Raw genomic sequence first — 20831 nt, forward strand, 5'->3', positions numbered from 1 at the left:
GTGGGTAGAAACTCCTCAGAGCACAAAGCAACAACGATATTTTTGATTCTTAATCAATCTTATTCAACAACGTCAATACCCATTGAGCGTGCAGTACCTGCAATAATGCGTGATGCGCTCTCAAGGTCATTAGCGTTGAGATCCTCAAGTTTGGTCTGTGCAATCTCACGTACCTGAGCGATGGTTACTTTACCAACTTTTTGGGTGTGAGGAACACCAGAACCTTTTTGGATACCAGCAGCTTTGAGTAGCATTTTTGCTGCAGGTGGAGTCTTGAGCTTGAACTCGAATGAACGATCTTCATAAACAGTGATCTCCACTGGCACAACATTGCCGCGCTGACCTTCAGTAGCAGCGTTGTATGCCTTACAGAACTCCATGATGTTAACACCATGAGCACCAAGCGCTGGACCTACTGGAGGAGCTGGGTTAGCAGCACCAGCTTCGATCTGGAGTTTAATCAGACCAGTAACTTTTTTCTTCTTTGGAGCCATCGTTATACCTACTTCCTTGGTAACAGGCCATGCCATTATTGATGGTTCCAAGACATGACCCGTCCGGATGCCTCATCCTCTGCACAAAAACCATGCTCAAGGACTTAAGCCACCGGGAAAATATATGCTTAACTGCGCAAAACACGCGAGGTTAAACCTTACCCTAAAGACAAGCACTAAGCAAAAACGCTATGTGCTGCCCAAATGCCCACACAACTGCAAGCACGCAACCAGGGCAATTAGTTCACTTTCTCCACTTGGTCAAAGGTCAATTCCACTGGAGTTTCGCGTCCGAAGATAGACACCAGTGCTTGAATCTTGGCATTTTCTTGATCTATGTCAGAGATCGTCGCAGAAACACCTGCAAGCGCACCAGTCAAAATGGTAACCGCTTCACCTGGCTGGTAGTCCACAGCAACCTGTGGCTTCATGCTTTCCGTAGGCATTGCCACGATCTTCTCACCTTCGGCATTGGTAGTTGCCTTGCCTTCGGTTTCTTCCACGTTCTCTTGTGGCATGAGGAACTTTGCAACGTCACGATGAGAAACTGGAGTAGCTGTACCTTCGTTACCAACGAAACTGGTCACGCCAGGAGTGTCTCGCACCACGGAACGCACTCTGTCGTCGAGATCCATACGCACCAAAACATAACCCGGTAGTAACTTGCGTTTTACTAACTTGCGCTTGCCGTCGCGAATTTCTACAGCTTGCTCCACTGGCACGACAACATCGTAGATAGATTCCTCAACCTCAAGAGTCTGCGCACGCATATCGAGATTGGTTTTTACTTTATTCTCATATCCGGAATAACACTGAATAATGTACCATTGACCAGGTAGTTTCTTTAGGTCGCGGATATATTTACGCAACCGAGCACGATACTGAGCATCAGGCGTTTCTTCGCTTTCAGATTCAGCCTCAGCTATTTCTACGTCTGCTTCTTGAACAGGCTGCTCGACGACTTCCAATTCCGATGCCTCTTGCTCAAATTGCTGGGCTTCTTCTTGGCTTTCTTGCTCTAGCGTCTCTTTAGCAGCTTCACTAAAGACTGCGGCAAAACTGCCTTGTGCTTCATTCTCGCTCATTGTGCTACTCCTTTTTCATTTTTCATTCATTAGGCATATACGACACTACCATGTGCATATCACGCTTATGTTCTGGTTAGATTCAATGAATTATCCCGCCGTTTCACTAGATGAACTAGGAAAATACGACGGGATAATAACGTTATGTACCCATAATAGCTATGGGGTAAATATCTTCTCAACTCCAAGCCCGGCAAGGAAATCCACACCGGAGACTAATGCGGTCATAGCGATAAGAAAACCAAAGGTAATGAGAGTGTAATTGACCATTTGGCGACCAGTAGGCCAAATGACCTTGCGCATCTCTTTGCCTACCTCAGGGAAGAAATGAGCAATGCTATTCTTCTTCTCTGAATCCGCACTACCGCTAACGCTCACGCGTTTAGCTTCCATGTCAGCAGTGGAAGTGGTGCTTACACCCGCAAGCTGACGCTTACCTGTTGGACGTGCAGCACTTTTGACTTGCTGTTCTTCCGACATGGCACTCCTAAACCCTTAAATAATTGAGATTTCTAAAATAGGACAACATGACAACTATAGCAAAAAGCGACATACTGCCCAATCCTGCATATGCAAAATGCCGGCCATCTCCCATATAGCAAGGATATGACCAGCATTAATACCTGGCAGGGGCGACAGGACTCGAACCTGCAACCTACGGTTTTGGAGACCGTTGCTCTACCAATTGAACTACGCCCCTATGGTACAGAAGAAAAAAATTTCCTCGTAGCGATGGCGAGAATTGAACTCGCGACACAGCGATTATGAGTCGCTTGCTCTACCACTGAGCTACACCGCCAAAGTTGTTAGAACGACCTGTTAAAACAACAGAGCCCCCTGACAGAATCGAACTGTCGACCTTTTCCTTACCATGGAAACGCTCTGCCGACTGAGCTAAGGGGGCGAAGTTTCACACCAGACTCAAGCAAAAACTGCCTAAGACTTTCCTTGAAAACCTCCAAAAGATTACCCCGAATGAAAGCAAGAATACAAATCGCCTGCATAACACTTATTTTCATTCGGGAAACACTCAACACCCTACGGCTTAAACACTCTCAGAAGTATGTGCAGCACGCTCAACAGATGTCACCTCAGATACGCAAGCAACCACATCACTAGCACTCTGTGCTGCTAATACACGTTCTCGGAAGTCAGTTTTCGTGAGCGCAGCAGCCAACTTTGCCAGAATTTTTAAGTGCTGCTTAGCCGCACTATCTGGCACTGCAATGAAAAAGACAAGATTGACTGGTTTCTCATCTGGAGCCGCCCAATCAATTGGTTCACGCAAGCGAGCCACAGCGAGAACTGGATGCGTTACCGCAGCTGTCTTAGCGTGTGGAATTGCAACACCGTCGCCAACGGCAGTGCTGAACTTTGCTTCACGCTCCACCGCGGCACTAAGTACCTGGTTTTTATCGCGCACACGATCAGCGCTGGCGTCGATAAGCGCACGCAATACACCATCTCGATCAGATTCTTCTAAATCCAAGAGCACTGTTTGTTCACGTAATAATCGCTCATCTTGCTCTTTGTTTTCTTTATCCTCTTTGCCGCGGCTAAAAGCAATACCAACCAGCATAACTGCCACAGTAGTGGCAACACCTGCTGCGAGAGCAAGGAAAAATTGCACTACCCCATCCACAGCGCCGACCACGGCAACAATAGGACCCCCATGCATGACATTATCGCCCACGCCCAACACGCCAGCGACCGCACCTGCTACGGCACCACCAAGCACGTTGGCAGGAATAGCTTGCAGTGGTCTAGCCGCAGCAAGAGGAATCGCCCCCTCGGTCAGACCGAAAAATCCCATGAGCAACGCAGCAGTTCCAGCATTACGCTCCGACTCATTAAACCACTGACGACGAATAAAGGTTGCCAATCCTAGCGCCAGAGGCGGAACAGAAATAGCTGCCGCAACCATACCCATAGGGTGTGGATTACCAGCGGCAATGAGCCCCCCACCAAAGAGAAACGCAGTTTTATTGAATGGTCCACCCATGTCAAAAGCAATCATGGCACCGAGTACAGCGCCAAGGATGACCACTGAGCCACCGTCGAGAGTTTTCAGTGCCTGAGTAAGCGACTCAAAGAGTGCCGCCACCGGATGCCCAATAACAAAAATGAACAATAAGCCCACAATCAACGTGGTGAAGATCGGAATAATGATAATGGGCATAATTGGTGCAATAAACTTATTGACCGGTATTTTTCGGATGCCCAGAGCCACATACCCAGAAAGCACACCAGCAATAATGCCGCCAATAAACCCAGTACCCGCCTCGGAATCATAAAGCGAGCCTGTCACTGCCACCATGCCTGTAATAAAACCAGGAGCAAGACCAGGGCGATCAGCAATACCAACTGAAATATACGCCGAGAGAACTGGCACCATAAGGCTAAACGCCAACACCCCTAGTTGCTCAATTGTCGACCAAAAAGAGCCCTCAGGCACCACCAATCCCTGTGCCGTCGGTTCACCACCCAGAGAAAGCGCGAATGCCAGTAACAATCCGCCTGTCACAACGAATGGAATCATATACGACACACCATTCATCAGCGCTTGATAGGTATTATGCCCCACTGCACGAATCGACATCCCACCAGCAGTACCCCCGCCGGCTACCGCATGAGCAGAATCAGCCTGCGCACCAACTCCAGCACCCCCGACACCAGCCAAAACTGGAGCTTCTAATGCCTGCTCAAGTAACTGCTGTGGACGTTTAATTGCCTCATCGACGCTCACCGTTAATACCGGTTTAGCAATAAACCGATCCTTAGCAATAACAACATCAGCGGCTATGAGCACAGCTGCAGCTCGTTCTATATCTGCCGAGCTAAACGCTCCCTCAACACCAATAGAGCCATGCGTCTCAATTTTCAACTCGACACCAGCGTCTTGTGCTGCTGCCTCAAGTTTTTCTGCTGCCATATACGTATGTGCGATACCCGTCGGACAAGCAGTAATGGCAAGAACCAAAGGTTTTTCCGTCATGGCTAAAACTCTAGCAGCCTCACCCGACAGACAAGGGGTAATAGGGTCAAGGAGCAAACCAGAGCTAAACAAAAAGCGTGATGATCTTCATCATCACGCTTCTGGTGCCAGGTAGAAGATTCGAACTTCTGTAGGCAATGCCGACGGATTTACAGTCCGCTCCCTTTGGCCGCTCGGGCAACCTGGCAACAACATGGCATAAATAATTATGCTCCGCTGCGATACATACTGTACTACGAACCCCTAGCATAAATGCAAATCAGCATGAAAACAGCTAGTTTTCTCCCCTATTTCACCCCACTCGGCTAACAGTAAATTGCGCCAAAGAACGCAATGCTTGGGTCGTGGCATTATCAGGAAGTTTTTTCAGATGTTGCTCAGCAACACCAAGATAGTGATGAACGTCGTCGAGCGCGCGTTGCTTACCAGAAGACTGCGAGAGCAAATCAATCACATGGCTAACCGTGCGCTCATCATGAATTGGACCAGTGAGAATCTCACGCAATTGCTCGCCAATAGGGGAATCCTCTTCCAGAGCATAGAGCACAGGCAAGGTAAACACGCCTTCGCGCAAATCAGTTCCAGGTATTTTTCCCGACTCAGCGCTATGAGAGAAAATATCAATAAAATCATCAACAATCTGGAAAACCATACCAATTGCCGCACCATAGCCACGCAATGCGTCGATATGCTCCTGAGAAGCACCTGAGTGAAGGCTGCCGAGATACCCGGCCGAAGCGATAAGCACACCCGTTTTCTCTTCAATGACTTTCATATAATGCGCAACAGAGTTGCTCTCACCAGCACCGATAGTTTCTCGCATTTGGCCGGTAACCAAAACACCAAATGTCTCAGCAAAATGCAGCACAGTAGGAATACCCAGCTCCCCCATCAGACGAGAGGCATGGGCAAGCAAAATATCCCCGGCAAGAATCGCAACAGAATTATCCCACCTAGCATTTGCACTCTCGACGCCACGGCGTCGATCAGCCTCATCCATGACATCGTCATGATAGAGCGTGGCAAGATGAGTCATCTCTACCACGGCAGCAGCTTTGATAACATCCTCGCACAATGGTTTTGTGCCATAGTTGGACGCGAGCAGAGCAAACATCGGGCGAAAACGTTTCCCGCCTGCTTGAGCAAGGTGCAACACCTTATCCGTAATAAAATCTGCGCCTTTATTGAGCTCTCGGTAGAGTAGTTCTTCTACCTCACCAAGCCCCTGATTAATGCGCGCATTGAGTTCACTATCACCAAGATCAACTCTTGCCCCGACTGCGCCATTACTCATGCTTATTCAAGCCCTCATTCATATTTAACGACATGACTATTATCAACTACCTAACTTAACATCACGATGAGCTTTTTAATAAGTTTAATGAGTACAAAATCATCAGCAGTATTAGCAATGAGAAAAGATAACCTGACACAATGAGTAGTGTGAGTAAGCAAAACCAGAGCACCACCACTGAAAACACAAGGAACGCAACCGCAACAGAAAAGCAAACCACGCAGTCGCATATCACCACAGATGTCCTGATTGTCGGAGCAGGTCCTGCCGGTAGCGCTGCAGCGATTCATAGCGCTCAGCGTGGTTTTCATACGGTACTCGTCGATATGGCAAATTTTCCACGAGATAAAACGTGTGGCGATGGTCTTACCCCGCGCGCAATCAGCGAACTCGCTCAACTAGGGCTTGCCCGCACCATTACTGACGCATACACCTCTCAGGGATTGAAACTGCATGGCTTTGGCGGAAGCGTTACTGCCCCGTGGCATGACTCAACCTATGGCACCATTGGCTCAGCAATGCCCCGAGTGCAATTCGACCAACTCCTCTTTGATCGCGCGTGCTCCATGCCCGAAGTACAGCCACTCACCGGAAGCGCAGCAGTAAAAGTAGAGCTAGAAGGTCATATTCGTAGCGTAGAGCTTGCCGACGGCACCCGTATCTTCCCTCGCTTTGTGATTGTCGCAGATGGAGTACGCTCCACATTTGGCAAACTTTTAGGGCGCACATGGCACCGAGGCGAAGTATATGGCATTGCCGCACGCTCCTACTGCACTACCCCCTATGCAGATGAGCCGTGGATTCATTCTCATCTAGAACTACGCGCCCCAGATAATAGCGTTCAGCCTGGTTATGGCTGGATTTTCCCTTTAGGTGCCCACAATGGCACGGCTAATGTTGGCTGTGGCGCACTATCGACGGCAAAAAGACCAGCAAAAATTAACACCAAAAAGCTACTCGCGCACTATGTATCCCAAACAAGTGACCAGTGGCATTTTGGTACCCCACAACAGGTCACTTCTGCCCTTTTGCCTATGGGGGGTGCTGTCAGCAATGTCGCAGGTGCTAATTGGTTACTCATTGGCGACGCCGCCGCCTGCGTCAACCCGCTCAATGGCGAAGGAATTGACTATGGACTAGAAACAGCCCGGTTGGGCGTCGAACTGCTTGGGGAGCATAAAGACCTCACATTCATCTGGGGGCAAACCTTACGTGACCACTATGGTGAAGCATTTTTATTAGCTCGAACTGCGGCCAGGTTACTCACCTATCCCCAGTTTTTACCCGTGGTTGGACCACTTGCCTTAGGCAAGCCCTTCGGCTCCTTGCTCATGCCAGCAGCAGCACGACTGATGGGTAACCTAGTGAGCGAACACGACAAGGATATCGTCGCTAGAGCATGGCGCTTGAGTGCGAAAACCATTGGAAAACTCCGCGGGAATACCCCATTATGGAGCTAATTTCTGGCTAGATAGGCACGAAGATTGCCATAGTAGCTCATCACACGGTTATATAACACTAACAACTGGAATACCAGGGTGTCAGCGGATTCTTTATTAAGAAAGGATTGCTATGAAAGATGCAATCGTGTCTGGGCTACAAAAGCTAGGCAAAGCACTCATGGGTGCAGTGGCAGTAATGCCTGTCGCCGCAATTCTCATGGGTATCGGATATTGGATAGATCCCACAGGTTGGGGTGCAGATAATGTCGTTGCTTCGATACTCATTAACTCAGGTTCAGCAATCCTCGACAACCTGGGCTGGATTTTTGCCATTGCGCTATCTTTCGGCTTAGCAAAAGATAGCAATGGCGCCGCAGTCCTTTCTGGGTTCATCGGCTATGCCACAGTAACCAAACTTATCGGCCCAGATACTGTCGCCTCATACAAAGGCATCGACCCCGATTCCCTCAGTGGTGATGCAGCCGTCGATTGGGCAGCACAAGGTTGGGCAGCCATCAACGACAAAAATGTTTTTATCGGCATCCTCGTAGGTATCTTGGCTGCATGGTGCTATAACCGCTTCCACACCACCACACTGCCTGACTTCCTCGCCTTCTTCTCCGGACGCAGGCTCGTACCAATCCTGACCGCACTATTGTCCATTGCCCTTGCCGGTGTGCTCTACCTGCTCTGGCCCATTCTCTACAGCGGACTATTCAACTTCGGTCAGTGGATCCAAAGCATGGGTGCCCTTGGTGCCGGTATCTATGGTTTTATCAACCGTTTGCTCATCCCAACTGGACTCCACCACGCCCTTAACTCTATCTTCTGGTTTGACGTAGTCGGCATCAACGACATTGGAAAATTCCTCGCTGGCGGTAGCACCATTGCAGATGCAACACAAGCAACCTCAGCAGCTACCTGCCCAGGCATCTGGGATCAAACCACCCGTACTTGCGAGGTAACTGGATATATCGGACGTTATCAGGCTGGTTTCTTCCCCATCATGATGTTTGGCCTACCAGGTGCTGCGCTTGCTATTTATTTACGATCGACTCCTGCGCGTCGAAAAGTAGTCGGCTCACTCATGTTTGCTGGTGCTCTTGCCTCTTTCTTCACTGGTGTCACCGAGCCGCTTGAGTTCTCCTTCATGTTTGTGGCTCCATTGCTTTATGTAGTGCACGCCCTCCTCACCGGACTATCCATGTTCATTGCTGCCTCATTGCACTGGACAGCAGGTTTTGGTTTCTCCGCAGGATTGGTCGATATGTTGCTTTCCGGACGCAACCCATTGGCTCATCAGTGGTGGATGCTCATTATCCTAGGGCTCATCTACAGCGTGGTGTACTTTGTGGTGTTCTACTACCTCATTGGCATTTTCAAGTTGCGCACCCCAGGGCGTGAAGAAGAATCCGAGGACAATGACGCTCAAGAAACAATTACTTCCGACGCTCCTACCTCCGACATTGCCCGCCGCATTATCGCAGGATTAGGTGGAGCCGAAAACATCACCAACTTTGACCACTGTGCTACACGACTGCGTGTCACCGTGAGCGACTATCTCAAAGTCAATGAGAAAGAAATTAAAAAAGCTGGTGTCGCAGGGATTATTCGCCCATCCCAAAAGGCTGTACAAATTGTCATCGGCCCTCAAGTGCAAACAATTTACGACGAAGCACAGCGACAACTCACCACTACCACCGACCAACCCAGCAACCTTCCAGCTCTCACTCTCCTCTCGCCTTTCGACGGCACCGCCATCCCATTGAGTGAGGTAGCCGACGAAGTATTCGCCAAGGAAATCGCCGGAGTCGGTGTTGCTGTGCAACCAAGTACGCAGCAGGATTCTCTCATTGTTCATGCACCACTTGCAGGTAGAATAAGCACTATTCTCAAGACTAAGCACGCTCTTGCGATCCAAGGTGAAGAAAACCTCTCAGTCCTGATTCACTTTGGATTAGAAACAGTCAAGTTAGGCGGCGAAGGTTTTGAGTTGCTCGTCGAAAAAGGGCAAGAGGTACAAGCTGGGCAACCGCTCTTGCGTGTTGATATTGCTTTGCTCCGCAAGCACAATATCGACCTGACCACACCAATTGTGATCAGTGAGAAGAAAGCTATCAACACCATTGAAGGCAACTATGGCGTAGTACACACTGGCGATCATATTGCCAAGGCGCATACGCACTCCATAGCGCGCTAATGCCTCTTACTGAATGCGATGAGTTACGTTTCTATTAGTTTCTCTTGCACGGCAGTATTGAGTTGTTTATTATTGAAGTTGAACCCTAGGGAATTGCCGTTCCCTAGAGTTAGTGAGTTGCCTCTCTAGTTAAAAAGTTCCTCCAAGAACTTAACTAGAGCAGTAACAAGTTTGATGACTCCAGTCGCTAGTTGTATTTTTTCCATTTTGCTAGCGTTGGAGTCTTTTGCTTTGTCACTGGTAACAGGCTTCTCACCATGTGGTTCCTCACCTTTAGTAGCCATGATTGGCTCCTCTCGGCTTGTGCTTTCCCCTGGCGAACAGGGGCGGGTGATTCAACCCAAGCGAGGAGTTAGCGAACCCGCCCGCCAGAGAAGGAATTAAAGATAATTCACCGCTAGTTAGTTTAGCAAAAATAATTGAGATAACTAGACCCAGAACCTCAATAGTTAGAGGTTATCGCTTAACAGCCGAATGCAACGCCACAATCCCAAAAGTGAGATTCTGCCAGCCGCATTGCTCCCAGCCATTCTCATTGATCGCCCTCGCCAACTGCTCTTGATCTGGCCAAGCACGAATAGAGTCAGCAAGATACTCATAAGATTCCGGATTAGAAGAAACAACTTTAGCCACCGCAGGCAACGCACGCATGAGATATTCTTTATATACTCTGCCAAAAACAGGCACTACCGGAGTAGAAAACTCAGCTACAGTTAATCTGCCACCAGGCTTAGTCACCCGAGCCATCTCCCGCAAACCAGCACGGTAATCATGGATATTACGCAGCCCATACGATATGGTCACAGCGTCGAAAGTATTATCGGCAAACGGCAATCGCATAGCGTCGCCCACTACTTTAGGAACATCACGTTTGTGACCCGCAGCCAACATTCCCTGCGAAAAATCACACGCGACGCACCATGCGCCTGACTTTGCCAACTCAACTGTAGAAACTGCCGTTCCCGCCGCCAAGTCAAGCACCTTTTCCCCCGGCTTAAGCGCCAATCGCTCACGAGTGCGCTTACGCCATAGACGATCCTGCCCCAAACTTAAAATAGTATTGGTGATGTCGTATTTTTCGCCCACCGTATCAAACATACGGGCAACATCATGCGGTTGTTTTTCCAGGGTTGCTTTAGCCACGGTGTCCCATTCTAGCGCCCCATACTCGCAGAGCTCAACGCCAACGCACTAGCTCACACCCAGCATCTTCTGCGCCCACTTCGACAGCGGAGCACGCTGCTCGTTCTGCATAATCACACGTTCATAATGCTTAAAGAGTTGCGCACACAATGCTTCCCAGGTGCGTTGGCTGATTCCCTCCCGAGCTTGTCGTCGGAAAGTCGCGTGTTGTGCCCCCAAGAGCTTATCGACGCTTGCCTCAAGATCTTTCTCAAAAGAAGCAACATCAAGCAAAAATCCATTCTGACCTTGGGTAATCAAATCCATAGGGCCACCTGCACGTGGCGCAATGGTAGGAACACCACTAGCTTGAGCCTCTTGAATGGTCTGGCAGAAAGTCTCAAACTCGCCAGGGTGCACAAACACATCAAAACTCGCATAGGCACGTGCTAGTTCTTCACCACCGAGGGCACCAAGGAACCGCGCATTGGGCAGTTTATTCTCCAAATCTGCCCGCTCAGGCCCATCACCAACAATGACAACCTGCAAGTCACGGCGCTTATTAAGCGCAGCTAAACGATGCACACCTTTTTCAGCAGCAAGCCTACCGACAAAACCAACAATTTTTTTCTTCCCGCTAGGATCCCATGCAGCACGCAAAGCCATACTGCGCTTATCTGGATGGAACCGCACTGAGTCCACTCCGCGTGCCCAGCGATAGATATTATTGATGCCGTGGATTTTCAGTGCGTCGATAGCGGCTGAACTAGGCGCGAGAGTGCATTGGCACATATTGTGAATAATGCGTGTCCACTCCCAACTAGCTGCTGCTAGTGGCGCTAATTTATAGCGTTGCGCAAAACCGGCAACGTCTGTTTGGTACACAGCTACTGCTGGAATGTGCTGGCGATTTGCTACGAATGCGCCCGCTGCACCCAACACAAAAGGCGATGCAAGGTGAATAACATCGGGCGCGAATTGGGCTATTGCTTCTGCAACCCTAATTCCCGGAACCCCAATAGGTAGGGAGTTGATCCGTGGCACCATAACTGTAGGAACACGAACAATACGTGCGCCTCGGTAGCTAAAAATTTCTTCCTCTAAGCTGCGACCACCAGGAGCGATAATCAATACTTCATGACCATGTTCTTGGGCGTACTCGACGATACGCAGTACGGAGTTGGTCACGCCATTGACGTTGGGTAAAAATGATTCGGCAACAATAGCTACTCGCATGGCGCCCATCATAATTATGTGCTCTGGCGCTTATGTTTCTTTTCCCTAAAACTACTCTAAAAAGATATTTACAGAAAAGTAAACAAGCATGAAGAGACTAATGCTTACGCCGACGCAGTAGCAATGCCATACACACATCAATAAGCCACCAGAGAAGTGCAAACACAATCGTACTCACTACCAAACAACTTCCAGCTGGAATAAATGATAGTGTCCAGGTTCGACCTTCTACTTTCACTAAATCTGGTTGTGTTTTGGCATATGTCACCCATACGCGCTGCCCTTGGCCTAAACCGGTGGGATAGAGCAAGCCTTTTTCCGGTAGATGATATTTCCCCTGCTCGTCCTGATATTCCACGCTCGTGCGAAACCTACCAGTATCTATAACCGTGGCAAGTCCTCTACCAGGATCTTCATTGATTACTTGATCGTTAAGGAAAGGACCTATGACCATAGTGAAACAACCCAATACCACGCAGGCATAAAGAAAAAGCAGAAGTTGGCGTAATCTATGGCGAATTCGCGGCTCGTGTTCTACTGCATACTGCCACAGGCGCTTAGGAAACTTAGGTAGCATTCCTATGCGAGGGATACGCAATGCACTGCTTTTCCTGCCATCACTCATGGTGCATAGTAACTTTCGCTGCTAATGCTTCATGCATCTGTCGACGCGTATTCCTCGATGTCACTGCTTCGATAATCCGCAGCCCTGGCACATCAGTGGCGTCGATGAGCGCCTCGATGAGCTCTTGTGTGGACGTAACCTGTTGATAATCTATCTCATAGGCAGCAGCGATATCCTCAATATGCACCCCATGTGGCGTGCCAAATGCTCGCTCGAAACCGCTGCGATACGCAGAATCTCCTACTTCCAGAGTGGAGAAAATACCGCCGCCATTATCATTAGCAACCACAATGGTTAAGTTTTCCGGGCGCGCAGAGTCGTGTGGAATGAGCAAACCACCAACATCATGTAAGAATGTCACATCGCCAAGGACAGCAACGCTGCGCGGAGCACGTATCTGATCTGGGTGTGCAGCCTGCACAGCTGTTGCCATGCCCATACTTTGCGATACGCATCCATCTATCCCGGCGGTGCCACGCGGACTAAGCGTTGGGATAGCGTCGAAAGGCAAACCGATTAAGGATGCGTCACGAATTGGGTTGGATGCGCCGAGAAAGAGCCAATCGCCAGTGGCGAGTGTGTCACCGACTGCAGCAAGCACGTGTAATCCGCTGAACTCATACGTGGGATCTTCTAAAACCTCGCGCACTGCTTGCACACCTAATTGACTTGCTGCCTCGCATATTTTCAACCATTGGGCGCTAGGCTCACCTGTAGTTGTGATCCGACTGCCCACAGCATGCGCATTGTGCGCAGGGTCGGTAATCACTTCAGTACGGCTGAGCACAAAAACCTTAATGTCAGGATCACTCATGAGCGCTAATACGTCACGGTGTAGCGTCGGATGCCCTACGACGATCACCTGCTGCGGTTTTGTCTCTACGACATAGCCTTGCCCACTTATTTGTTCGGTGGCGAAGATACCGGCTGCCAGTGGGTGAACTGGACGATAAGGTGCGGGTGCAGTTGGTTCCGCAATGGTGGGAACCTCTTGGAGCTGCTCAATCTCCCATGCTTCATCACCTGCAATCACCAGAGTATTTTGCGATAGATCAACACGTATTTCCCCATGATCTACCTGTGGGAAAACCGGGCGCGTTGTGGTGGCACGCTCTGTAATGTTCTCGCTCAATGAATGCTCGACCAAAGGGGTGTCGAAAGCAATGTTGAGATGTACTTGTGGGTGCTGGAATGTTGCAGCGATACGCTCTGTAATAGCTGCTTGCGTGGTGATGTGGCTTTGCTCGATATGTGTGTGGGGTATTCGAGCGCCAAATAATCCTTGTTGTTCGATAGTTTGGTTTGCCCCACAACCATGCAACTGTTGAGGACGATCCGCAGAGATAATTGCCAACGGGATATGCGCGTACTGTGCTTCTATGAGCGCAGGTAAGCAATTAGCTACCGCTGTTCCCGAAGTAGTGAGCACTGCGACTTGGCGTGGTCGGTGGTCTTTGTGGTGCTGTCTGCTCATGCCGAGGGCAAAAAATGCTGCGCTGCGTTCATCAATGCGCGTGTGTACTCGAATATCCGAGCGTGCCAATAAGGCGAGAGAGAGCGCAGAATTGCGTGAACCTGGGCAGATAACAATGTCAGTTAAGTGGCGGGCAAGTTCAGCAGCGATATAGCGGGCGAGTTCGGACGAAGACATCATGGCTGTTATTCTACCTCGCACTTTCATGGCCTACATAGCCTGCTTTGAGCACTTCCCATGCTTGGGCAAGTCGATCCAACCACCAATCTTTGCGCGAGCCAGATGCCGCTAATGCTGCTAGGCGCTCGGGTTCTGGAGCAAGCATGACAGTGCTGAGGTGACCGTCGATAAGCGGGCGAGCAGGGGTAATGTCTTCAACAAATAATTGTTGTGTGGCAAGACCAGCGGCGGCGGGAGGTTCTGGCAGAGCTGCCACTGCTGCTATCCCTGCATTCATGCCCACTCCGGTATCAAGAGCACTTGCGACGGTAATCGCTAACCCACGTTGGCGCATGAATGAGCCGATCTCTAGTAGGCGGCGCACGCCACCCAAGGGCGCGGCTTTGACAATGGCGACATCGGCTGCTTGTTGTTTGGCGACATGGTAGGGGTCAAGCGCGCGTCGGATGGATTCATCAGCAGCGATACGTGCTGTTATTCCTTGTGCGGCTAGTTCGCTGCGTAAGTGTTGGAGTTCTGCCACAGTGGCACAGGGTTGTTCGAGATAATCAAGCTGTCCGAGCTGCCCCAGGGCGTGCGCAGCTGCAAGTGCTTGGGCTGGCGACCACCCACCATTGGCGTCGACTCTGATTTTGAGGTGGGGGTCGTAGTCGCGTACTGCGGCGACTCTGGCACAGTCCTGGGCAAGGTTCTGCCCTGGTTCTGCTACTTTTACTTTGACAGTTTTGACCCCTGGATAGCCTGCCAATATCTCTGCAACTTCCGAGGGTTCCACTGCAGGGATTGTGGCATTGACCTCGATTTTTTCTCTTCTCGGAGCTGGTGGCGCCACATATGCCATTTCTAGTCCACTGGCAAGCCACCATGCTGCTTCGGGTGCATCGTATTCTATGAAAGGAGAAAATTCTCCCCATCCAGCTGGCCCTTCGATAAGTAGGGCTTCGCGCATTGTGATACCGCGAAAACGAACTCGCATGGGTAATGCCACTACGTGAGCACGTTGGCTGATTTCTTCTAGCGATGGTAGCTCGGGCAGATGTTCCAAAAGCATTGTTTTATCTTATAAGTTTGCGACGACGCGTCGTAAATTTTTCTTAGCTAATCGGGTATGAGCTGGCACTTCTTTGGCGCTTACGCTTGTCACGACTGGTGTATTCACCCATCCCCCTACCCCGTTTTAGTGATTGGCGCCACAATATATTAGTTTCTTTATATGCAAATTATGCAAACTCCTCTTGCGCTTACCATAATCGGACTGTGCATTATCATCAGCACAGTTGCCATATTGATGCGTGGCAAAGTACATCCCATTGTCGCTATGAGTCTTATTCCTACCTTGGGAGCACTCGTTGCCGGCTTTGGTTTTAGCGGGGTGACCGAATTTTTTAGCGCCGGTCTAGAGTCCGTTATCAATGTTTCAGTTATGTTCATTTTTGCCATTATTTACTTTGGCATTATGTCTGATGTGGGGTTATTTACTCCATTGGTTAAAACCCTCATCATTGCCACTCGCGGCAATGTTATTTTGGTTGCCCTGGGCACTGCGGCAATCGCCATTGTGGCTCATCTTGATGGCGCCGGTGCCACCACATTCCTCATCACTCTCCCCGCACTATTGCCGTTGTATCATGCCCTGCATATGAGCCGATATGTGCTTTTGGCTATTGTCTCTTTGGCAGCAGCAGTCATGAATATGATGCCGTGGGCTGGTCCACTCGGACGTGCATCCTCGGTTATTTCCCAAGACCCCATCGACCTCTGGCAGCATATTTTGCCAGTACAGCTCATGAGTATTGTGGTCGTATTTATCATTGCTTTCTTTTTGGGGCTACGAGAGTCAAAACGTATCGCCGTGTTAAGGCGCTCGCCTGAGTTTGTTGGTCGCGCAGCAGTTGATGTTCATGACCTTGCGCGTAGCTTCGAGCAAACCCAAAAAGAGGAACAAGAAAAAGAAAATGTCAGCTACAGGCGCAGCAAAGGGGTTTTCGCGGCAAATGTGATCCTGTCACTGTTGCTCTTGGGAGTGCTCATGTCTGGTATTTTGCCACCAGCAGCAGCCTTTATGATTGCTACTGCAGTAGCTCTGCTGATCAATTTCTCTGATTCAGCACAACAAGCCCAAACACTAACCCGCCATGCCCCCAGCGCATTATCAATGGCTGGTGTTATTTTGGCTGCCGCTATGTTCCTTGGGGTGTTAAAAGAATCAGGAATGTTAGAGCATATTGCATTAAGCCTGTTGGCTGTACTTCCTACGTCTTTTGGTCCGTGGATTCACGTTGCTGTTGGATTACTTGGTGTGCCGCTTGATCTACTCACCTCTACTGATGCTTACTATTTCTCCTTGTTACCTGTGGTTCAAGAAACAGTGTCTGGTTTTGGCATCTCTGGTACAGGTGCAGCATCTGCACTGATTTTGGGCAATATCATTGGCACTTTCGTCAGCCCATTTTCCCCAGCATTATGGTTGGCAATTGGTTTATCAAAAACAAACATTGGTCGCCATATCAAATTTACGTTCCCTATTGCGTGGGCTTTTGGTATCGCGGTGGTACTCATCGCGCACGTTATGGGCTTACTTGCCTAGACAGCCACTATCATTGGAATAATGACAACACCTACCCCAAGTACCGATAATCCATTCCGCGCTCATCTTTGGCAGCCTGTGGCAGGTTTTGAGCATTTCAGTGATATTAGCTATCACCGTCATCGTGGTCAGGGCCGAGAATACGGCATTGTGCGTATTGCATTTAATCGCCCCCAGGTGCGTAATGCTTTTCGTCCACATACCGTCGACGAGCTTTACCAGGCACTCGACCACGCGCGACGTAGCCCTGACATTGGCACAGTTTTGCTCACTGGCAACGGCCCAAGCAGTAAAGATGGTGGATGGGCTTTTTGCTCGGGTGGTGATCAGCGTATCCGTGGTCGTTCTGGCTACCGTTACGCTGAGGGGGAAACAGCAGATACCGTCGACGAGCAACGAACCAAAGCTGAGGGGGGTAGGCTGCATATTCTTGAGGTGCAGCGCCTGATTCGTACCATGCCTAAAGTTGTCATTGCTGTGGTCAATGGGTGGGCAGCCGGGGGTGGACACTCTCTCCATGTGGTCTGTGATATGACCATTGCGTCTCGTCAAGAGGCACGGTTCAAGCAAACCGACGCTGATGTTGGCTCTTTTGACGCTGGTTATGGCTCTGCTTATCTGGCAAAAATGGTGGGGCAAAAATTTGCGCGCGAGATTTTCTTTCTCGGCAGAACCTATGATGCTGAGACTATGCAGCGCATGGGGGCGGTGAATATCGTTGCGGATCACGCGGAATTAGAAGATGAAGCAATCCAGGTAGCCAGAGAAATCAATGGCAAGTCTCCAACGGCACAGCGTATGTTGAAGTTTGCGTTTAACCTTACCGACGACGGACTCATGGGCCAACAGGTTTTTGCTGGTGAGGCCACTCGTTTGGCTTATATGACCGATGAAGCCGTCGAAGGTAAGAATGCTTTTCTGGAAAAACGCGACCCCGATTGGTCGCCTTTCCCCTACTACTACTGATTATCTTCCGCGGTTTCTGCAGTATCTACTACATCGCCTGTGATACCCAGGTCACCGGCGATGACAACATTGCCTGGGATAACGATATTTCCATCCTCGTCGTGTTCTAAGGCAATAACTGGTAATTCATTACCGTCCTCGTCGTATCCAGGGGCAGGCTCTGCTTCATGTGCTTCGAGCTTTTCTGCGGTATCAGTTTTTTCCCATTGACGAGTAACGATGCGTTGTTCAGCGGCAGAGTCATCATTCATGCCCTTGATGAGGGAATACATCATGACAAATTGGGTGAGGAAGAATGGGAACGCCACAATAATGACAACTTCCTGCAAGGTACTAATTCCGGAGTTAGGGCTTGCAATCAGCAACGCTCCAGCTACTGCCCCAATTGCTACTGCCCATAGCACCCGGTACCACGTTGGGCTGAACTCTTCTTCCCCGGTAGCGAGCATATCATTAATCATGCCTGCGGAATCAATTGAGGTGATGAAGAACAGCACCACGATCACCAGTGCAAATACACTCATTACCGTTGTCCATGGGAAATGCTCTAGGAAACCAAAAAGCGCAAAAGGAACATTACCGTTTTCGACCACCTCAGTAGCTAACGCCCCTGGATTGTTAAGCTCAATGTCGATACCAGCACGCCCGAAAATACCAAACCAAATAACACTGAAGATAGTGGGCAAAAGCAAGACACCACCAATGTATTCGCGTACGCTGCGTCCACGAGAAATTTTTGCAACGAACATTCCTACAAAAGGCGACCAACATATTGTCCATGCCCAGTAGAACACTGTCCATTTACCCTGCCAACCAGGGTTATTATCGAAAGAATCTGCCCAGAACATGACCTCTGGGAGTTTATCGGCGTAAATACCAAAACTTTCCACACTAAAACGCAACAAGGCAAGCGTGGGACCAGTGACTACCACAAAAAGCATGAGGAGTACGGCAAAAAGGATATTGAGGTTACTTAAAAACTTAATGCCCTTATCAAGACCACTGGCCACCGAAAAACTCGCGGCAACAGTAATGACCACAATAATCAGTAGCTTTACCCAACTGATTTCTGGCACACCCCACAAATAGTTCATACCGGCATTGATCTGCAATACCCCCAGCCCCACGGACACACCAATACCAAAGGTGGTAGCGATAATAGACAAAATGTCAATCAACTTACCAGGTAGCTCATATATTTTTGCCCCAAGAACAGGCGCAAAAACACTGGAAACACGTGGTGGTAGTTTACGTTTATAAATGAAGTACCCTAATGCTAGACCAGGCAGTGCTGAAATAGCCCACATATGCAGACCAAAGTGATAGAACGTAAAACCAAACGCTTCTAGAATGGCGTTTTCGCTCATCGGAGCCGCATTTTGCTGAGGCACATTCACGGCATGGTTGAGTGGTTCTGCCACACCCCAGAACATCAGCACTGCACCGATACCACCGGCAAAGAGCATACAAAACCAGGCGATTAGGGAATGTTCTGGTTCCTCGTCGTCATCGCCAAGGCGTAGTCGTCCGAAACGAGAAACGAATACGCCAATGAGAAAAATGAAGATCAGCGATACGCCACCTATATAGAGCCATCCGACGTTGCGCAGCATCCACCCGGCAATGGTGGAGAAAAAGTTAGTGGCGGTGTCGCCAAGAAGAATCGTTGCGACGATAAAGGCAACGATAAATCCTAATGCGCCAAGAAAAATTACTGGGTCAGACTTCAAGCCGCGTTTTTTCTCTTTACTCACGGGCGAAGCTGCTAGGTGTTTACTCACGAGATAAACTTTCTGTCGCGTTATAAGAACCTTTTAAGAGTACAAAAACTATCGCGCGACGCACCTTCATTCCGGCGTGCAAAATGCATATTGCTGGGGAAATGCGAAAAACAGTTAGCCAATTGTTATCACTCAGTAACTTTTTGGCTATAAAAACTCACTCATATCACCGCATTATGTCGCCAACGCTCTACACTGATTTCTGTGCACCGATTAGAACCCCTCATAATCGACCCTTCCCCCACAGGCATCGATCACGCACTCGACGTGTTAGAGACAGCTATCGCCGGTGAGCGCAGCTTTGTCCCCTTACCGCACAATGACCGCAATCGCGCCCAATTACTACAACGCACACATCGTATTGGCGAACCCATTGACAGCGACATTGCCCTGGTCATGTCCACCTCTGGTACCACTGGCACACCTAAAGGGGCACTGCTTAGCCCCACCAATCTCGTTGCCTCTGCCGACGCCACTCATCAATTCTTAGGCGGCGCCGGCACGTGGCTGCTGGCTATGCCTGCCTATCACATCGCTGGTATGCAGGTGCTTATTCGTTCTTTAGTGGCGGGAACCAACCCAGTATCTATCGACGTAAGCACTGGTTTTCATGTCAGTGATTTCGCCTATGCCGCTGCACAATTACGCGCTGAGTCCACACGTTGCTACACTGCCTTAACTCCCCTACAGCTACTTAAAGCTATGGACACGCTACAAGGCATTGAGGCATTGCGGCTTTTCGACGCCATTCTGGTTGGTGGCGCACCTTTGCGCGCGGAGGATCGTCGGGCAGCAAAGGAATTGGGTATCACCGTGATAAGCACCTATGGCAGTTCCGAAACTGCTGGTGGGTGCGTTTATGATGGCACGCCTATTCCAGGTGCAGAACTAAAAATTGTGTCCGAACGCATCTATGTGGCAGGTCCTATGGTTGCCCGTGGTTATCGCAATAGTGACCAAGACGCAGATTCTTTTATTGACGGTTGGTATGCCAGCAATGACACAGGTTTCTTAGCGCAAGGCATATTGCAGGTGACTGGCAGGATCGACACCATCATCAATTCCGGTGGGCTAAAAATACACCCTGAGGTGCTAGAACAGCGCCTGGCAGAGGTGGCTGGTATTGAGAGTGTATGTATCGTGGGTATCCCCGACTCCAAGCTCGGGCAAGCAATTGCCGCTGCCTATACTGGCAGTGCTGCGCCCACAGATATTATCGAAGCTCTCGACGATCTGCCCCGCTGGCAATTGCCACGGCATATTCTCAAGGTGGAGCAGTTGCCTCTTATTGGGCCGGGGAAAGTGGATCGGGTGGGCGTCGAAAAGCTCATGACAAAGATGGCATAATGG

At 49.7% G+C, this 20831-nt stretch carries 17 protein-coding genes and 4 tRNA genes; 5 read left to right on the forward strand and 16 right to left on the reverse strand.

The features are described 5' to 3' along the window. Positions 1-59: 59 nt before the first annotated feature. The 9 genes from rplK to FQV43_RS08745 all read right to left on the reverse strand — a co-directional run bounded on the left by rplK (position 60) and on the right by FQV43_RS08745 (position 5868). Complete coding sequence (gene rplK / locus FQV43_RS08705; protein WP_144275560.1) at positions 60-494, reverse strand: 50S ribosomal protein L11; 435 nt, start codon at positions 492-494, stop codon at positions 60-62. Between the two features lie 239 nt (positions 495-733). Then, entirely contained in the window at positions 734-1579 is an 846-nt protein-coding gene (nusG, locus tag FQV43_RS08710; RefSeq protein WP_144275350.1) for a transcription termination/antitermination protein NusG, read from the reverse strand. Positions 1580-1738: 159 nt separating this feature from the next. Beyond that, the gene (secE, locus tag FQV43_RS08715; RefSeq protein WP_146340041.1) at positions 1739-2059 is read right to left on the reverse strand and encodes a preprotein translocase subunit SecE; all 321 of its coding nucleotides are present in this window, start codon (positions 2057-2059) and stop codon (positions 1739-1741) included. A 144-nt stretch (positions 2060-2203) separates the two neighbouring features. Further along, positions 2204-2279, reverse strand: a tRNA-Trp gene (locus tag FQV43_RS08720). Positions 2280-2306: 27 nt separating this feature from the next. After that, a tRNA-Met gene (locus FQV43_RS08725) sits at positions 2307-2378 on the reverse strand. A gap of 32 nt (positions 2379-2410) precedes the next feature. After that, positions 2411-2483, reverse strand: a tRNA-Thr gene (locus FQV43_RS08730). 141 nt (positions 2484-2624) lie between these two features. After that, positions 2625-4574 carry a fructose-specific PTS transporter subunit EIIC gene (locus FQV43_RS08735; protein WP_146340043.1) on the reverse strand — a complete coding sequence of 650 codons (1950 nt, stop codon included), beginning with the start codon at positions 4572-4574 and terminating at the stop codon, positions 2625-2627. Positions 4575-4676: 102 nt separating this feature from the next. Beyond that, positions 4677-4761 (reverse strand) — tRNA-Tyr (locus FQV43_RS08740). Between the two features lie 105 nt (positions 4762-4866). Beyond that, positions 4867-5868 carry a polyprenyl synthetase family protein gene (locus FQV43_RS08745; protein WP_146340045.1) on the reverse strand — a complete coding sequence of 334 codons (1002 nt, stop codon included), beginning with the start codon at positions 5866-5868 and terminating at the stop codon, positions 4867-4869. Between the two features lie 149 nt (positions 5869-6017). Between FQV43_RS08745 and FQV43_RS08750 the strand changes: the two genes are divergently transcribed. Both FQV43_RS08750 and nagE read left to right on the forward strand, forming a co-directional pair. Then, complete coding sequence (locus tag FQV43_RS08750; protein WP_371710886.1) at positions 6018-7328, forward strand: geranylgeranyl reductase family protein; 1311 nt, start codon at positions 6018-6020, stop codon at positions 7326-7328. Positions 7329-7440: 112 nt separating this feature from the next. Continuing rightward, entirely contained in the window at positions 7441-9510 is a 2070-nt protein-coding gene (gene nagE / locus FQV43_RS08755; protein WP_146340049.1) for an N-acetylglucosamine-specific PTS transporter subunit IIBC, read from the forward strand. A 125-nt stretch (positions 9511-9635) separates the two neighbouring features. On the opposite strand, the gene FQV43_RS10140 is transcribed toward nagE, so the two are convergent. The 6 genes from FQV43_RS10140 to FQV43_RS08780 form a co-directional block, all read right to left on the reverse strand. Beyond that, positions 9636-9794 carry a hypothetical protein gene (locus FQV43_RS10140; protein WP_168195080.1) on the reverse strand — a complete coding sequence of 53 codons (159 nt, stop codon included), beginning with the start codon at positions 9792-9794 and terminating at the stop codon, positions 9636-9638. A 172-nt stretch (positions 9795-9966) separates the two neighbouring features. Further along, a complete protein-coding gene (locus FQV43_RS08760; protein ID WP_144275338.1) occupies positions 9967-10653 on the reverse strand; it encodes a demethylmenaquinone methyltransferase in 687 nt (228 codons plus the stop codon). 48 nt (positions 10654-10701) lie between these two features. Continuing rightward, positions 10702-11868 (reverse strand): glycosyltransferase family 1 protein, encoded by a 1167-nt coding sequence (locus FQV43_RS08765; protein ID WP_146340512.1) that lies wholly within the window; start codon positions 11866-11868, stop codon positions 10702-10704. A 97-nt stretch (positions 11869-11965) separates the two neighbouring features. Continuing rightward, complete coding sequence (locus tag FQV43_RS08770) at positions 11966-12445, reverse strand: DUF3592 domain-containing protein (protein WP_144275556.1); 480 nt, start codon at positions 12443-12445, stop codon at positions 11966-11968. 40 nt (positions 12446-12485) lie between these two features. Next, entirely contained in the window at positions 12486-14147 is a 1662-nt protein-coding gene (gene menD / locus FQV43_RS08775) for a 2-succinyl-5-enolpyruvyl-6-hydroxy-3-cyclohexene-1-carboxylic-acid synthase (protein WP_146340051.1), read from the reverse strand. A gap of 10 nt (positions 14148-14157) precedes the next feature. Then, positions 14158-15198, reverse strand: a complete 1041-nt coding sequence (locus FQV43_RS08780) for an o-succinylbenzoate synthase (protein WP_146340054.1) — start codon at positions 15196-15198, stop codon at positions 14158-14160. A 171-nt stretch (positions 15199-15369) separates the two neighbouring features. Here FQV43_RS08780 and FQV43_RS08785 point away from each other — a divergent pair, with 171 nt between their 5' ends. Beyond that, positions 15370-16734, forward strand: coding sequence for a CitMHS family transporter (locus FQV43_RS08785; protein WP_144275332.1), 1365 nt, complete (start codon positions 15370-15372; stop codon positions 16732-16734). A gap of 21 nt (positions 16735-16755) precedes the next feature. Then, positions 16756-17700: a 1,4-dihydroxy-2-naphthoyl-CoA synthase gene (locus FQV43_RS08790; RefSeq protein WP_144275330.1), complete on the forward strand. Its 945-nt coding sequence runs from the start codon at positions 16756-16758 to the stop codon at positions 17698-17700. Here the strand turns inward: FQV43_RS08790 and FQV43_RS08795 are convergent. Continuing rightward, complete coding sequence (locus FQV43_RS08795; protein WP_146340056.1) at positions 17694-19481, reverse strand: BCCT family transporter; 1788 nt, start codon at positions 19479-19481, stop codon at positions 17694-17696. The two genes, FQV43_RS08790 and FQV43_RS08795, sit on opposite strands and share 7 nt — an antisense overlap. Positions 19482-19685: 204 nt before the next feature. Here FQV43_RS08795 and menE point away from each other — a divergent pair, with 204 nt between their 5' ends. Beyond that, positions 19686-20828 (forward strand): o-succinylbenzoate--CoA ligase, encoded by a 1143-nt coding sequence (gene menE / locus FQV43_RS08800; protein ID WP_146340058.1) that lies wholly within the window; start codon positions 19686-19688, stop codon positions 20826-20828. Positions 20829-20831: the final 3 nt, after the last annotated feature.

It is taken from the genome of Corynebacterium sp. sy039 (genome assembly GCF_007904105.1).
Classification (GTDB): Bacteria; Actinomycetota; Actinomycetes; order Mycobacteriales; family Mycobacteriaceae; genus Corynebacterium.

Bases quoted from the DNA above. Each gene is read 5' to 3' on its own strand.
- rplK (WP_144275560.1), bottom strand. From the start codon at position 494: ATGGCTCCAAAGAAGAAAAAAGTTACTGGTCTGATTAAACTCCAGATC.
- nagE (WP_146340049.1), top strand. From the start codon at position 7,441: ATGAAAGATGCAATCGTGTCTGGGCTACAAAAGCTAGGCAAAGCACTC.
- FQV43_RS08790 (WP_144275330.1), top strand. From the start codon at position 16,756: ATGACAACACCTACCCCAAGTACCGATAATCCATTCCGCGCTCATCTT.
- FQV43_RS08770 (WP_144275556.1), bottom strand. From the start codon at position 12,445: ATGCTACCTAAGTTTCCTAAGCGCCTGTGGCAGTATGCAGTAGAACAC.
- FQV43_RS08785 (WP_144275332.1), top strand. From the start codon at position 15,370: ATGCAAACTCCTCTTGCGCTTACCATAATCGGACTGTGCATTATCATC.
- FQV43_RS08745 (WP_146340045.1), bottom strand. From the start codon at position 5,868: ATGAGTAATGGCGCAGTCGGGGCAAGAGTTGATCTTGGTGATAGTGAA.
- FQV43_RS10140 (WP_168195080.1), bottom strand. From the start codon at position 9,794: ATGGCTACTAAAGGTGAGGAACCACATGGTGAGAAGCCTGTTACCAGT.
- FQV43_RS08780 (WP_146340054.1), bottom strand. From the start codon at position 15,198: ATGCTTTTGGAACATCTGCCCGAGCTACCATCGCTAGAAGAAATCAGC.
- nusG (WP_144275350.1), bottom strand. From the start codon at position 1,579: ATGAGCGAGAATGAAGCACAAGGCAGTTTTGCCGCAGTCTTTAGTGAA.
- secE (WP_146340041.1), bottom strand. From the start codon at position 2,059: ATGTCGGAAGAACAGCAAGTCAAAAGTGCTGCACGTCCAACAGGTAAG.
- FQV43_RS08765 (WP_146340512.1), bottom strand. From the start codon at position 11,868: ATGCGAGTAGCTATTGTTGCCGAATCATTTTTACCCAACGTCAATGGC.
- FQV43_RS08735 (WP_146340043.1), bottom strand. From the start codon at position 4,574: ATGACGGAAAAACCTTTGGTTCTTGCCATTACTGCTTGTCCGACGGGT.
- menD (WP_146340051.1), bottom strand. From the start codon at position 14,147: ATGATGTCTTCGTCCGAACTCGCCCGCTATATCGCTGCTGAACTTGCC.